This window comes from Nitrospirota bacterium (assembly GCA_016207885.1).
GTDB lineage: Bacteria > Nitrospirota > Thermodesulfovibrionia > UBA6902 > UBA6902 > JACQZG01.
In genome coordinates this window covers 160,852-175,839 of sequence record JACQZE010000004.1, presented here as the reverse complement: position 1 = coordinate 175,839, position 14,988 = coordinate 160,852, and the positions used below count along the sequence as shown (strand labels likewise).

Annotated in this window: 15 protein-coding genes; 11 read left to right on the top strand and 4 right to left on the bottom strand. The window is 43.9% G+C overall.

Annotated features, from left to right (window positions below; genetic code table 11):
* Nucleotides 1–47: 47 nt before the first annotated feature.
* Genes HY807_03525 through HY807_03495 form a run of 7 tightly spaced genes read left to right on the top strand, consistent with a single transcriptional unit; the run spans nt 48 to nt 8,701 of the window.
* The gene (locus HY807_03525; protein MBI4825478.1) at nt 48–293 is read left to right on the top strand and encodes a hypothetical protein; all 246 of its coding nucleotides are present in this window, start codon (nt 48–50) and stop codon (nt 291–293) included.
* Nucleotides 290–721, top strand: a complete 432-nt coding sequence (locus tag HY807_03520) for a PIN domain-containing protein (GenBank protein MBI4825477.1) — start codon at nt 290–292, stop codon at nt 719–721. The genes HY807_03525 and HY807_03520 overlap by 4 nt, the downstream gene beginning before the upstream one ends.
* A 56-nt stretch (nt 722–777) precedes the next feature.
* Nucleotides 778–2,220, top strand: a complete 1,443-nt coding sequence (locus tag HY807_03515) for a radical SAM protein (protein ID MBI4825476.1) — start codon at nt 778–780, stop codon at nt 2,218–2,220.
* Between the two features lie 7 nt (nt 2,221–2,227).
* The gene (locus tag HY807_03510; protein MBI4825475.1) at nt 2,228–4,357 is read left to right on the top strand and encodes a tetratricopeptide repeat protein; all 2,130 of its coding nucleotides are present in this window, start codon (nt 2,228–2,230) and stop codon (nt 4,355–4,357) included.
* Nucleotides 4,358–4,392: 35 nt separating this feature from the next.
* Nucleotides 4,393–6,408, top strand: coding sequence for a tetratricopeptide repeat protein (locus tag HY807_03505; protein ID MBI4825474.1), 2,016 nt, complete (start codon nt 4,393–4,395; stop codon nt 6,406–6,408).
* A gap of 57 nt (nt 6,409–6,465) precedes the next feature.
* Nucleotides 6,466–7,101: a DUF502 domain-containing protein gene (locus HY807_03500; protein ID MBI4825473.1), complete on the top strand. Its 636-nt coding sequence runs from the start codon at nt 6,466–6,468 to the stop codon at nt 7,099–7,101.
* Nucleotides 7,102–7,108: 7 nt separating this feature from the next.
* On the top strand, nt 7,109–8,701 hold the full coding sequence (locus HY807_03495) for a hypothetical protein (GenBank protein MBI4825472.1): 1,593 nt from the start codon (nt 7,109–7,111) through the stop codon (nt 8,699–8,701).
* Nucleotides 8,702–8,732: 31 nt separating this feature from the next.
* Here HY807_03495 and HY807_03490 read toward each other — a convergent pair whose 3' ends face one another.
* Nucleotides 8,733–9,806 carry a radical SAM protein gene (locus HY807_03490; protein ID MBI4825471.1) on the bottom strand — a complete coding sequence of 358 codons (1,074 nt, stop codon included), beginning with the start codon at nt 9,804–9,806 and terminating at the stop codon, nt 8,733–8,735.
* Nucleotides 9,803–10,780, bottom strand: coding sequence for a glycosyltransferase (locus HY807_03485; protein ID MBI4825470.1), 978 nt, complete (start codon nt 10,778–10,780; stop codon nt 9,803–9,805). The genes HY807_03490 and HY807_03485 overlap by 4 nt, the downstream gene beginning before the upstream one ends.
* Nucleotides 10,781–10,833: 53 nt before the next feature.
* Between HY807_03485 and HY807_03480 the strand changes: the two genes are divergently transcribed.
* The 4 genes from HY807_03480 to clpX are packed head-to-tail and all read left to right on the top strand — an operon-like array spanning nt 10,834 to nt 14,279.
* Nucleotides 10,834–11,103 (top strand): hypothetical protein, encoded by a 270-nt coding sequence (locus HY807_03480; GenBank protein MBI4825469.1) that lies wholly within the window; start codon nt 10,834–10,836, stop codon nt 11,101–11,103.
* A 36-nt stretch (nt 11,104–11,139) separates the two neighbouring features.
* Nucleotides 11,140–12,402, top strand: a complete 1,263-nt coding sequence (tig, locus tag HY807_03475) for a trigger factor (GenBank protein MBI4825468.1) — start codon at nt 11,140–11,142, stop codon at nt 12,400–12,402.
* Between the two features lie 21 nt (nt 12,403–12,423).
* Complete coding sequence (clpP, locus tag HY807_03470) at nt 12,424–13,011, top strand: ATP-dependent Clp endopeptidase proteolytic subunit ClpP (GenBank protein MBI4825467.1); 588 nt, start codon at nt 12,424–12,426, stop codon at nt 13,009–13,011.
* Nucleotides 13,012–13,058: 47 nt separating this feature from the next.
* Nucleotides 13,059–14,279 carry an ATP-dependent Clp protease ATP-binding subunit ClpX gene (gene clpX, locus HY807_03465; GenBank protein ID MBI4825466.1) on the top strand — a complete coding sequence of 407 codons (1,221 nt, stop codon included), beginning with the start codon at nt 13,059–13,061 and terminating at the stop codon, nt 14,277–14,279.
* A 5-nt stretch (nt 14,280–14,284) separates the two neighbouring features.
* On the opposite strand, the gene HY807_03460 is transcribed toward clpX, so the two are convergent.
* Nucleotides 14,285–14,722: a DUF721 domain-containing protein gene (locus HY807_03460; GenBank protein MBI4825465.1), complete on the bottom strand. Its 438-nt coding sequence runs from the start codon at nt 14,720–14,722 to the stop codon at nt 14,285–14,287.
* A gap of 35 nt (nt 14,723–14,757) precedes the next feature.
* Nucleotides 14,758–14,946, bottom strand: a complete 189-nt coding sequence (locus HY807_03455; GenBank protein ID MBI4825464.1) for a 50S ribosomal protein L28 — start codon at nt 14,944–14,946, stop codon at nt 14,758–14,760.
* Nucleotides 14,947–14,988: the final 42 nt, after the last annotated feature.

Sequence of the window (14,988 nt, the reverse complement as noted above, 5' to 3'; positions counted from 1 at the left end):
GAGTTTACGTATAAATTATGTTATCTTATACGTAACAGGAGGCCACGATGCAAACAAAACTGACTCTCAGCATTGAAAAAACTGTTGTCGAACAGGCAAAGGATTTTTCACGCAAACATCACAAGAGCCTGTCAAAACTGATCGAGAGCTATCTCCGGCAGGTTTCCCGATACGGGAAGGAGAAGGACGGCATTACACCGCTTGTCTCAGAACTTTCCGGAGTGATATCAGCGAAAAAGATCTCCAAACACAAAGATGAGTATGCCGATTATCTGGCAAAAAAATACCGGTGAAGCAGCCTGTCTATGCCGACACTGACATCATCCTCGATGTTCTGGCCCGGCGGACTCCTTTTTACCAGTCTGCGGCCCGGCTTTTTTCCCTTGCTGAGCTGGGTGAGGTGAAGATATATGTCTCAGCCCTCTCTTTTGCCAATCTTCATTACATATTGAGAAAGAACCTCTCGGCACACAAAGCTGTCGAAACGCTCAGAAATCTCCGGAAACTGGTTTCTGTGCTGCCTCTTGATGATAGTATTATCGCAAGGGCGCTTGATGCCGGGTTCAGGGACTTTGAAGACGCAATACAATATAACACCGCTCTCAGTAAGGGGGTAGCTTACCTTATCACTCGCAATGTCAGAGACTATCCAAAACCTTCTCTTACCGTCTGTACGGCGGAGGAATTTCTTGCGCATCACTCAGGAACTGAGTTGTCCTGATAGGGAAGCGGGTTGGATATAATACTTAAATGGGAAAAGTTATTGCGGGCAATAAAATGAAATGTGCTTTAATAATTCCATCCTGGGTTCCTGAGGATATCTTCTCATCTAAAACCGCAGGCTCGCAGATAAACTACTGGCAGCCTCTCGGGACGCTTTATGTCGCCTCTTCACTCATCAAGGCGGGGCATGAGGTCAGGTTTCTGAACGGCGCCTTTATGGCCCACAGCGAGATTCTCAAAGAACTGCATGATTTTCAGCCGGATGTCGCAGGGATATATTCAACCGCTTTCGGATGGAAGAAGGCGGTTCACGCGGCATCTCAGATAAAGATGATGCTGAAGGATATTTTCATAGTTGTCGGCGGCCCTTATCCGATAGCGTTGCAGGAGAAGTGTCTGGAAGATTTAAAGAACATTGACGCTGTCATCACAGGCGAGGGTGAGCTGACAATGGTTGAGATGCTGCAGAAACTGTCAGAAGGTAAAAGCCTTGAAGGCGTTCAGGGGGTCGTTTACCGCGACTGGGAGAAGATAATAAAAAACCCGCCGAGGCCTCTGATAACAGACCTTGATGCGCTCCCTTTCCCTGCAAGGGAACTGCTTGGGGATGACAGGGACTATATACCGCCTCCTGCGACTTATAAAAGAAAGCCGGTGGCTGTAATTATGACCGCGAGGGGCTGCAACAGGAGATGCCTCTTCTGTTTTCAGATCGATAAGACGAGGAAGAGCGGCATTCGCTTCCGCAGTGTAGAGAATGTGTTGCAAGAGATAGAACTCTGTATTAAACAGGGATACAGGGAGATAAAGTTCATAGACGATACCCTTGCCGCTGACTATGACAGAGCGATGAAGCTTGCGGGAGAGATAAAGAAACGAGGTCTTGATTTCACATGGTTTGCTTCTGCTTGTGTGAATCAGGTTGATTATTCTTTGCTGAAGGCGTTCAAAGACGCCGGATGCTGGGCAATCCTGTTCGGAGCTGAAAGCGGCGTACAGAAGGATCTCAACACGATAAAAAAAGGGATAACGCTTGAGCAGACGCGCAAGGCTGTAAGAGCGGCAAAAGAGGCCGGGCTTACTGTATACACTCCGTTTCTTTTCGGGATCCCGGGGCAGACGTATGAGGACGGCTTAAAGACCATCGAGTTTGCCTGCGAGCTCAACCCTGACATAGCAAATTTTCACGCGATCACACCTTTCCCGGGCTCTGAGCTTTATGATAATCTTGAGAAGTACGGCACCATGTCCGACGACCTGAGAGACTTTACCTATCAGGGTGCGGCCTTTGTGCCTTACAGCATGACGAGGGATGAGATAACAGAGTTAAGGCAGCTTGCATTTAAGAGATTCTATTCAAGACCGGGGTATGTCTTTGGCAGGCTCTTGAAGCTCAGAAGCATCAATGACCTGAAGGCGGCGTTAAAGGGGGCTAACAGCCTTTTCTGGTTATTTGCGAAGAAGGGTGTTTTCAGCAGGGGAAAAACCGCCAAATAATTTTATAATGCAAAAAAAGAAAGCTGATAAAACAAAAAATCCGCCTGATGAAAAGGTAGAGAGCCCTTCGCAGAAGGTTATTATAATTACGGCAGCTCTTTTTGTGGCTGTTGTGGCCTTCCTCGTCTTTTTACCGGCGCTGCAGAATGAATTTCTTGTCTGGGATGATAATATTTTGATCTCAGAAAATAAGAATATCCAATCCTTGCAATGGGCATTTACTGACGCAATCTCAAATCCTGCTATTCTGGGATGGTATCCTGTTACTGTAGTATCTCTCTATGTTGATAATCTTTTCTGGGGGCTTGACCCTTTCGGGTATCACCTGACGAACAATATATTCCATGCAATAAATTCATTTCTTGTATTTATTCTGGTATTTTGGCTTGTGCGGCTTGGAATTAATAATGACAGAGATGAGTTCAGGATTTCACTGGTTTCAGCTTTTGTCACCGCGGTCTTGTTCGGCATTCATCCTTTACGCGTGGAATCAGTGGCCTGGATAACTGAAAGAAAAGATCTATTGTATGCCTTTTTTTATATCCTGAGCATCTTGAGTTATATAAAGTATGTTTCCGGCCCTGCACAAAAGATAAGATATTACTGGGGTTCACTTCTTCTATTTTCGATGTCCCTCATGAGTAAATCCATGGCAGTTACCCTGCCGTTGGTGCTTCTGGTAATTGACTACTTTCCTTTGCGCAGGTTTCTGTCTGAAGACAGCGGCAGCGATCTGAAGAGAATCATTGTTGAGAAGGTCCCGTTTTTCTGCCTGAGCTTGATCGTATCGGTATTCACTCTGTTCCAGCATCACGAAGCAGGGACTTTGAGCATTGTTGAGACACAGCCGTTCATTGTCAGGTTGTTAGTTTCCATGAGAGGATACTTTTTTTATCTTTACAAGTTTATAGCGCCGTCCGGCCTTGTTCCGTGGTATCCTTACCCGCGCAATATATCTCCCTTATCTGTAGAGTATGCCGGCTCGATCATTCTCTTCCTGCTATTCACTGCCGCGAGCATTTATTTAATAAAAAGGAAGAGGTTATTTCCTGCAGCCTGGTTTTATTATTTGATAGCGCTCCTCCCGATTATCGGCATTACGCAGACCGCAGGTTTCGCAGCTGCCAACCGGTATACTTACCTTCCATGTCTCGGCCCTTTTCTTATCGCCGGGGTGATCTCAGGGAATGCATTTGTAAAGACAACAAAAAAAGAGTTAAGGATAGTCCTTTTCAGCCTGTTCATAGTTGTATCCGGGTTGCTTATCGGTATTACGCAGAGACAGATATTGATCTGGAGAGACTCCATTTCATTATGGTCTTATCAGATAGATCTCTTTCCTGAAGATGAGTCAATAGTATACTCATTGCGTGCCGCAGCATATAAACGTAATGGGAACCTTAATGAGGCTGTTAATGACTATAGCAAGGCTATAGAGCTGTCACCTAAATGGTCTAACGCGTACAATAATCGGGCGATCGTCTATGAAGCTATGGGAAGATATGAGGATGCGATCAATGACTACAACAAAGCAATTGTGCTTGAACCAAAATATCTCATTGCTTTATACAACCGCGGGGATCTCTTTGAAAAAACAGGCAAGGCAGAAAACGCTTTGGCAGATTATACAAAAGCAATAGGGCTTGATCTTGGCAGAGCATCCGATGTCAAAACAAGAGCCAGATCTCTGGCCTACAAAAAAAGAGCAAAGCTCAATGAGGCTCTGGGCAGGAATGTGCGGGCTATTGAAGACTACACATCATATCTGGATATAGAGACTGATGCGCCTGATATCTATTTCAGCCGCGGGAGCCTGTACCTGAATATGGGTGAATTTGATAATGCCGTGAAAGACTTCAGTAGGGCGATAGATCTGAAGCCCGGCTTTCTTGAGGCATACGGCAACCGCGGGACTTCATATATGAACTTGAATAATCATTCTCAGGCTATAGAGGATTTCAGTATGGTTATCAATCTTGCCCCTCAGTCTGATATGGCATATATGAGCCGGGGGATCGTTTATATGGATATGGGAAATCCTGACTTGGCAGAAAAGGATTTTGTTAAAGCATCCGGCCTAGGCAATAAAGAAGCAGACAAGTATTTAAAGGAGATAAGGCCTGAAAGCCGCAAATAATGGGCATGTCAAATAATCGAAGGTTAATTATCATCATGGCAGCTCTTTTCGCAGCTGCCGCAACCTTTCTTGTTTTTTTGCCGGCGCTGCAAAATGAATTCCTTATCTGGGATGATGACACATTAATAACCGACAACCTGCACATACGCTCACTTGGCCTCAATACAGTTAAATGGGCATTCACTCATGTAGGCCTGACTACCTGGCATCCTCTTATCTTTCTGTCGTTTGCGGCCGACTATGCCCTATGGGGACTTGACCCGTGGGGTTTTCACCTTACTAACAATATCCTTCATGCACTAAATGCGCTTTTGGTATTTTTCCTGGTCTTCCGTGTTATAGCCCTTGCAATCCCTGAGAAGAATGGGGAAGGTTTTAATGAGATGCCGCTTATTGCGGGAGTTGTAACAGCTCTGCTGTTCGGGCTGCATCCCCTGCGTGTAGAGGCGGTCGCATGGGTGACAGCAAGGAAGGATGTCTTATATGCGTTCTTCTATCTGTTAAGCATGCTGGCATATCTTGAATACGCATCTTCAGGATCAGGCAAGATCAGATTTTATCTGGCATCTTTGATCCTTTTTGCCATGTCGCTTATGAGCAAGCCTATGGCGGTGACCCTTCCGGTTGTGCTGCTAATACTGGACTTCTATCCGTTAAAAAGGATCTTTTCAGGTATGGGATTGAATAGGATAAAGGTTGTTGCAGCTGAAAAGGTGCCGTTCTTTTTGTTGACTGTTTTGATGTCACTGATAACGATCTGGACAAATGTCTCTGCTGACGCATCGGCAAAGCTGCAGCAGTACTCATTGCTTGAGCGTGCCTTTGCCGCGATGCGCGGCTATTTATTTTTTATTTACAAGATGATCCTCCCGGCCGGTCTTATCCCGTATTTTACTTACCCTGACAAAGTAAATATTTTATCTTTAGAGTATCTGGGGGCTTTCATATTATTTTCAGCCATTACAATTCTCAGCATATTTCTGTTAAAGAGGGATAAGGTGTATTTAAGTGCCTGGCTTTATTACGGTATAACACTGCTGCCTGTGATAGGGATATTACGCATCCAGGGGAACTTTACCCGTTTCACATACCTGCCATGCCTCGGCCCTTTTTTACTCGTCGGGCTTGCGGCGGGCAGCATATACAAGAAGACTAATAGAAGGGACTTAAAGACAGCTCTTGTTATTGCGTTTTTATTATTGTTCGCATTATTGGCTGAAAAGACTATCTCGCAGACACGCATATGGAAAGATACTATAACGCTCTGGTCTTACCAGATTGAGCATCTTCCTGACAGGGTTCCAATGGCTTATACAAACCGTGGAATAGCTTATGACAGGGCGGGCGATGTTCAGAAAGCATTAGCTGACTATGACAGGTCGATAAAGATAGATCCAAAATACGTAAAGCCGTATAACAACCGCGGTGTTTTATATGTGTCGATGAAAAAGTATGATGAGGCAATGAAAGATTATAACAGGGCCATTGAGCTGGATCCGAAATTGGCCCAGGCTTACAGCAACCGCGGGGTTGCTTACGGGATACTTGGGGATTACGAAAAGGCTATTCAGGACTGCAGCAAAGCGATAGAGGTCAATCCCGGCATTCCTGATTATTACTACAACCGCGGTATCGCTTATGGTGTTCTTAAGCGATACGACGAAGCTTTGAAGGACTTCAGTATGGCTCTCAAGCTGAACCGCAGCCATCTCAAGGCTTATAATAAACGCGGAGATATTTTCAGCAGGCTCAAAAAATACGAAGAGGCTATAAAGGATTTCAGCATGGTTATTCAGATTGATCCCAGGCAGGCTGAGGCTTATTTTAACAGAGGGAATGCTTATTACCGGCTGGAAGATTTCAATCCAGCTCTTAAAGATTACAATAAAGTTACAGAGATAGATCCAAAGAATGCGACTGCGTATTTTAATATGGGGATCATATACACAAAATTGGGTGAGGATGAAAAGGCTGTTTCAAGTTTCAAGAGGGCATCTTCACTTGGCCTGAAAAGAGCGGAGGATCATTTAAAGCGAAAAAATATTAATTAATATATGTCTTAAGATGAAAAAATAACAAAATGGTATTCAATAGCAAAGGAGCAGAATATGAACAGGCTTAAAGCTTTTTTAAAGACGTCACTTCTCGGCGGAACTGTAGTCATATTGCCGGTAGCCATACTGATATTGCTTTTTAAATGGTTATTCAGGCTTGTAACAGGGATGATCCAGCCGCTTACAGACCTTGTGATGGAGACGATGTACATTTCAATGTACCAGAGGATATTTGCTGACCTGATGGTCCTTGCCACCATAGTGCTCACCTGCTTTTTTGTGGGGATATTTGTCAGGACCAGATTAGGGATCTTTATTCATAAGACGATCGAAGAAAAAATCCTTAAGGTGGCCCCGGGTTATACACTGATCAAGGATACTGTTATGCAGTTTCTCGGCGGCAAGAAGGCCCCGTTCTCATCCGTGGCGCTTGTCCGGGTATTCGGGACTGATGCGCTCTTTATTGCATTTATAACTGATTCGCATCCTGACGGCAGCTATACCGTCTTTATTCCTACAGCCCCCAATCCGACATCCGGGAATATATGCCATTTAAAAGGCGAGCATGTCTATCTGGTGGATGTGCCTGTTGAGCAGGCAATGAGGTCGGTAATAAGCTGCGGCGCAGGCTCGGCACCGCTTTTTGAGTCCATGCTGAAGAAGACGAAGGAGAAAGAGGCGGAAGGTTAGGACAAGAGTGAGTAACTATTCATTGATCTATTTATTTAATTCCGGCAAGTCAAGATACATGCTGATGGCAGCACTGATATTTTTTTATGGACTTATTGTGGTTAAGTCGGCATGGATCTGTGATGATGCATATATTTCATTACGAACAGTTGATAATCTTGTAAATGGTTTTGGCCTAAGGTGGAATATAGAAGAACGGGTGCAGTCGTTCTCAAACCCTCTGTGGACGCTTTTATTATCAGGGATATATCTGTTTTCCCGTGAAGCTTTCTACACGACCATCTTATCTTCAATCTTTATATCATTGACGGCTGTTTCTGTTTATGTGCTCACGATATCAAAGACAGTTTATAGCGCAATTGCCGGGGTTGTACTGGCCTGCTGCTCCAAGGCATTTATTGATTACTCCACATCCGGGCTGGAAAACCCTTTGACATATTTATTCGTTGCAATTTTTCTGTGGGTTTTCTTCTCCTCGATGAAAGATGATACAAGATTGTTCTGGCTATGTTTTACTGCATCAATGGCAGCGCTCAACAGGATGGATTCCGTGCTTTTATTTCTGCCTGCAATCGCATATTGCTTTATTGCCGCACCAAACAAGAGAGGAAGTATTAAATATGTAGTAATTGCATCAGCGCCGTTCCTTTTTTGGGAGGTATTTTCAATAATCTATTATGGGTTCCCTTTTCCAAACACTGCATACGCAAAATTGAATGTCGGGGTTCCGATGAATGATTTTATCGTGCAGGGGTTCTATTACTTTTCCGACTCGCTGCGAGGAGACCCTGTAACATTGATCACTATCGCGGCCTGTTTTATCCTTCTTTTCTTCATAAAGGATATAAAGAGCATCGCAGCTTTTTCTGGAGTGATTTTATATCTGGTTTACGTTTTGATGATCGGAGGCGATTTCATGAGCGGCCGGTTCTTTGCAGCCCCTTTTTTTGTTTCAGTCATAGTCCTGGCAAATGTATTACAGCCATTTATGAAGATGAAAAGTTCGCTTGTCGTTCCGATTGTGATCGTGTCCATCTCATTGCTTAACCCGAATAATCCTTTGAGATCAGGCAGTACCTATCAAAACAGGGTTATAGATGTAAGAGGAATTGCTGATGAACGAGGGTGGTACTATCAAGGCACAGGCCTTTTATTGAGCGCGGAAGAAAGGAGTAACCCCGTAAATCCCTCAGCTTACTGGACCAGTACGGGTTTGGAATATAATAAATCATTCAAGGAGTTCCCGGTCAGAGCGACAAATAATGCCGGATTTATGGGCTATTATAGCGGCCCTAACGTATTCGTTATCGATCATTTGGGGCTATGTGACCCATTTTTAGCAAGGCTTAAACCTGATCTTGATTCCGGCTGGAGATCGGGCCTTCCCGTCAGAACAGGCTGGAGGATAGGACACTTTTACCGTCACATCCCTGAAGGATATATTGAAACACAAGTGGAGAAGAAGAACCATATTCAAGACCCTTCATATGCAGAATTATATGATAAACTCTCGCTGATAGTGCGTGGCGACATATTCACTATTAAGAGGTTTGTCGAGATATGGAGATTTAATACCGGATGGTACGATTCTATAAGTTGATTGATATTGCAGAGGTTGAACATCCTGCCTCTCACAGATGCATGTACTCTTTCAAAAGCGCAGGATACATCTTTGGATTAAATAGTATATTTGTCATCATATAGCATTCATGTGTACAGTAACAGCTTTTCTCTTTGATTGAAGCGATAACTTTCCGGGCCTGCTCAGAATCTAAAATCTTCCTCATATCATATCCATCCTGCCTGACGTTTCCCATTTTCTTATCAAACGATTCACATGGGTAGACATCCCCGGTCTCTGTTATCACGAGGTTGAGCTTTCCGGCATAGCAGGGGATCAATTGTTCCTTCTGCATGAAGGTGTCATATATGAGCCTGCGCTGGAGGATGTCCTGCGCAGCCTTCAGCCTTGCGCCTCTGAAGCGGTATATTTTTGAGGTCTTGTCCTTAAGGTTTGATTCGAGTTTTTTTATGGCGTTGAGATACTTATCAATGTCAACATCCTTCAGTTTTTTGTCAGCGGCATCCCCGCGTATAAGCGAGACCGTATGCGTCCTGACACTATCAAGTTCGCTTACAAAATCTATCACCCTCTCCATGCTGTCCTGGTTTGCCGAGCAGAAGACAGTATTGATGCCGAGATCGAAGTTGGGGTGACTGTCAAGGAGCCTGCCGAGTTCTGTGAATGTCTTCATGGTTTTTCTGAAGCTTCCCTTGCCTCTGATGGAGTCATGGAGCTTTTCAGTGCCCTCTACAGAAAGTTTTACAGCTATACTGCTCTTGGGGCACTTTTCAAGGATGGCCCCGGTCTTTTTAACGATAGTATCCGTAAGCAGCCCGTTTGTAGGAAAGAGGATTATGGAGGGTTTGTTGTTTTTATAAAACACCTCTGTTATCTCAACGATATCATCCCTGAGAAATATCTCGCCTCCTGAAAAGGCAAGCCATAACAGATCGCCCATTGAGGAAGATATCTTCTTTATCTCATCAAGTGTGAGCTCATCTTTTGCTATTTCGCTCTCTTTTGAAAGATAGAAGCAGAAGGGACATCTCGAGTTACATCTCTTTGTGAGGAATAGTGTCAACTGTATCGGATCGCTCTTCTTAAGAACTGATCCTATATGGTGGAAGGGAGAATAGTTCATTTTTTTAATAAGGAGCTTATTATGCCGTACATTCCCCCGGCGCTTACAGGTACAGGATAGATCGTCATCCAGTAGAGCAGCGAAAGGATTGCGAACTTAGCGCCGCCTGCTTTATAGAAAGCCAGGATCAGTCTTCTGCTTGATATGATATTTAAAATTAATATGAATGGAATAAGTGATAAAGAGAGCTGAGTCTGAAAGGCCGCCCATGATGCAAGAAGAAGGAGAACGGCAAAAAAAGATAATACATTGAATTTCAGTTCAGATGATGCACACCCTGAATCAGCGGCCAAGTCTTTATTTGCAAGCGAGTACATTATCCAGTATCTGGATTTTTTGAATGCGTTTTTAACTGAACGATAGAAGGAAAAGTTGAATACATGCTGTACCTTAATATCGGGATCCATTACAAGCCTCTTTCCTGACCTCTTCATACGGTGGCTGAATTCGACATCCTCCAGCATCGGCAGGAAATCTTCAGGAAAGCCGCCGCTTTCTCTAAATGTTTGCGAATGCATTGCCATCGCGTGTGTTGCTATATAATCCGGGGCAACAGTATTTTTAGTCTCGGAATAGTTAATGAATACTGACTGAAAGCGGCTGAAAAAGTCTTTATCAAATGGTTCAACAGTATAAGTTCCGCCGAGTACGACATCTCCTTCTTTTGATAATGCCCTGCTTGCTGCGGAAAGAGTCATTTTTTGAAGAAGGCAGTCAGCATCAGTAAAGAAGATGATATCGCCGAGGCTGTTTTGTGCGCCGATATTTCTTGCTTTTGAGGCTCCTGCGTTTTCATTAAGACAAATGATCCTGCACGGGAATTTTTTAATAATATCAACAGAGTTGTCTGAAGAATTGTCATCAACGACTATTACTTCAAAATCATCGCATTGGGAAGCAAAAGCTGCCTCAAGACAGATTCCTATGGTTCCGGCCATATTGTAATTTGGGATAACTATTGAGATGCTTGGCATTTTATTTGTTTTATTATTATAATATATGCCAACTTATTTAATAGGAGGGCGATATGGCTAAAAAAATTGCAATAATCGTAAAAGACAGAGTGGACGAGGCGCTCAGGATGGGAGTCGGAGCTACGCTGGCTGATGATCAGATCCATGTATTTATTATGGATAAGAAGGTTGAGATGAATCCTGACAATGAGCTTAACCTCGAAACCATGCAGGATCTTGACGTTAAGATATTTACCAACAATCCGGAAAATCCTTATGAGCAGAAGAGCACTGAAGAGATAGCAAAGATGCTTGTGGATTACGACATTGTAGTTCCCTACTAACAGCCTTTTCAAAGTAAAAAAACCATGTGAGGTGATATGCTCCAGGAAGTTCAGGAAATAAATCCAACAACGAGAAAACTCAGCATCAGTATCCCTTCAGAAGTGATTGCCAATGAACTTTCAAGCGCATACAGCAGGCTTAATGCGAGCGTAAGGGTGCCGGGCTTCAGGCCGGGTAAAGCGCCCCGCGCCATCCTTGAAAAAAAATACGGCAAGAGCATAGAAGGCGAGGTCATAGAGAAGATAATCCCTGAATATTATTCAAGGGCGATAGACGAGGCCAAGATTGAGCCTGTTGATTACCCCAATATTGAAGGCCGGCTGGATATCAAGGCAGATCAGCCTCTTGTATTCTCACTTACTGTTGAGGTCAAGCCTGACGTAAGCGGTATAAAATATGACGGCATTGTTTTAGAGAAGAAGACGTTTACAGTTGAGGACGAAGAGATAAATAAGGCGCTTGAGATCCTTCGGGAGAGCAAAGTGCTCTTTACTGTTTCTGAGACCGGGGTTGAAAAGGGCGACATCGCTGTAATCGATGCGGATGCATTCATAGACGGCAAAAAGAGTGAAGAAATGTCTCAAAAGGATCTCACTCTCCTGCAGGGCGCTGACGAGACGCCGAAAGAGTTCAGCGAGGCTATGCTCGGCAAGAAGAAGGGGGATGCATTTGAGGTGAAGATAAACTTTGAAAAAGACCATCCAAACACTGCCGTTGCAGGCAAAGAGGTCTTGTTCAAGGTCACGGTTGCCGAGACCAAGAAGAGAGAGATTCCGCCGCTGAATGAAATTCTTGCCAATGAGTTTGAATGTGACACATTAGATGAACTTAAACAGAAGATCAGAGATGATATAAGCGATAGAAAAAAGAGTGAAATGAACCTCGCCTATAAAAAAGATATCATCAATAAGATCATTAAGGACAATGATATTGAAGTCCCTGCTTCAATGGTGAAGAGCGAGATCGAGAGCTTTATCCAGCAGATGCAGGAAAATGCTTCCAGAAGGGGCGTGGCTGTTAAATCTGATGAGGAGTTGAGCAAGGATTACGAGGCTACCGCCAGGGAGAATGTGAAGAGTGTAATTATAATCGAGGCTATCGGCAAGAAAGAGAATATTGCTGTGAATGATGATGACATTAAAAAGGCTATGGAGGAGATAGCTGCACGCCATAACCTGGGGCTTGAGGAGTTGACCAAGCTTTACAGCGTTAGAGAAGGCTCTATGGATGCGATGAAGAGCAGACTATTCGCGGATAACGTGTTAGAATATTTATTAGAAAAAGCAGTGATCCAATAACATTTATTACAGGAGAGAGAATTGAATTTAATACCTATAGTAGTGGAGCGGTCTGAAAGGTCGGAAAGGGCTTATGACATTTATTCCAGGCTGCTTAAGGACAGGATTGTATTTTTAGGGAGTCCTGTTGATGATAATGTCGCTAATACGGTAATTGCACAGCTCTTGTTTCTTCAGACAGAAGACCCGGACAAGGATATTCATCTTTATGTTAATTCCCCTGGAGGCGCTGTCTCTTCGGGCCTTGCCATATATGATACAATGCAGTATATAAAGCCTGATATCGCCACTTATTGTATAGGACAGGCTGCCAGCATGGGCGCCCTGCTTTTATCCGCAGGCACAAAAGGCAAGCGTTTTTCGCTTCCTCATTCACGAGTGATGATACACCAGCCTACGGGCGGCGCTTACGGCCAGGCATCTGATATTGAGATACACGCTAAGGAGATACTGAAGATAAAGGATTCACTTAACAAAATACTCGCAAAACATACAGGACAGGATGTAGCCAAGGTTCGGGAAGATACAGAGAGGGATTATTTCATGTCCGGCGAAGAGGCAAAGAAATACGGCATTGTAGATGACGTGATAGTATCACTAAAAAAGTAACGGGATAAATAATGGAAGACAATAAAAAGACAGGGGCCAAGGATGATATGCTGAAATGTTCCTTCTGCGGAAAAGGACAGAAGGATGTCAGAAAGCTGATCGCAGGCCCTACAGTATATATCTGTGATGACTGTGTGAATCTGTGCAACGAGATAATGGCTGAGGAGTTTGACTCATCGGTAGATATAGGTGTCGCTCAGAACATTCCTACTCCAAAAGATATCAAGGGCTTTCTTGATGATTATGTCATTGAGCAGGATAAGGCTAAGAAAATCCTCTCTGTTGCTGTGCATAATCACTATAAGAGGATCAATAATCCGGACGATTCTGATATTGACCTTGAGAAGAGCAATATACTGCTTATAGGCCCGACCGGCACAGGCAAGACAATTCTTGCGCAGACCCTTGCAAAGATGCTTAATGTGCCTTTTACCATAGCTGATGCTACAACACTTACAGAAGCAGGATATGTAGGGGAAGATGTAGAGAATATAATACTCAAGCTTCTTCAGGCTGCTGACTATGATGTTGAGAGGGCGCAGAGGGGCATAATATATATTGATGAGATTGATAAAATAGGCCGGAAGACAGAGAATGTCTCGATAACCAGGGATGTTTCCGGTGAAGGGGTTCAGCAGGCCCTTCTTAAAATAATTGAAGGCACGATCGCCAATATTCCTCCGCAGGGCGGAAGAAAACACCCCCAGCAGGAGTTTGTCCAGGTAAATACCTCCAACATACTCTTTATATGCGGCGGGGCATTTGTCGGGATCGAGGATATAATTGAGAAGAGAACTTCTAAAACTACTGTAGGATTTGGCGCGGAGTTGAGGAGCAGCCATAAGAAGCCGATAGGCGAGGTTCTCACAATGGTAGAGCCACAGGACCTTATAAAGTACGGGCTAATTCCTGAATTTGTCGGAAGGCTTCCTGTATTTGCAACCCTTGATGAGTTAAAGGAACATGCACTGGTAAGGATACTTACTGAGCCGAAGAATTCGATAATCAAGCAGTATCAGAAGCTGTTTTCTTTTGATAGTATAAAGCTCAGGTTTACTGAAGAGGCTATTATTTCTATAGCAAGAGAGGCAGTGAAGCGCAAGACAGGCGCCAGGGGATTGAGGGCGATACTTGAGAACGTCATGCTTGATATTATGTACGAGATCCCTTCACAAAAGGGGATCAAGGAGTGCCTGATTACAGACGTGGTGGTCAATAATAATGGGAAACCGGTTCTGCTTTTTGAAGAAAAGGCAGAGTCTGCGTAGACTGTCTAAGTCTTCCTTCTTCCTTCTGTCAGCCCGTGGGTGATAAGGTTTTTCAGCTTCTCTTTTAATTCAGGATCATTACAACCTTTCAATATGTCTTCAATGTAAGCAAGGTCATCTTTGGAGAGGTCAGGTTTATTTAGTGCCTGGCTTCTGTCGTCAACTTTTGAGAGCCTGCCCAGTTTGAATCTGATCTCTGTCATGTCATACGTCTTAAGCTTTTCAGATATCTCTTCCTTAAAGAAGCCGAGATGATGCATCCACTGTGGAGTGTCAACAGCTATGGTAAGCTGTTTGTCTTTGATCGCTTCAGGTGACGTGTGTGCTGCAATGGTTTTGCCAACGATCTTTGGCCAATGTTTCTGCAGCTTGTTGACCAGAAGCCCGCTCTCAATGCCTGACTCTTTAAAGTATTTTTTCAGGAGGCCATTAAGAGAGTGCATGGGAATAACAATTAATCATTGGTAACTGATAATTATTATACTGCCTTTTTGATCTTTCCTGAACGCAGGCATCTTGAGCATACATGAAGCTTTTTTGTCCCGTGTTCGGTCTGTACCCGCATCTTCTGCAGATTAGGCCTGAAGACACGTTTTGTCTTGTTATTGGCGTGACTGACATTGTTGCCTACTACTCTCTGCTTTTCACAAACTGAGCATACTGCCATTTGTACTTCCTCCTTGAGAAGATTGAATTAAAAGAGCACTTA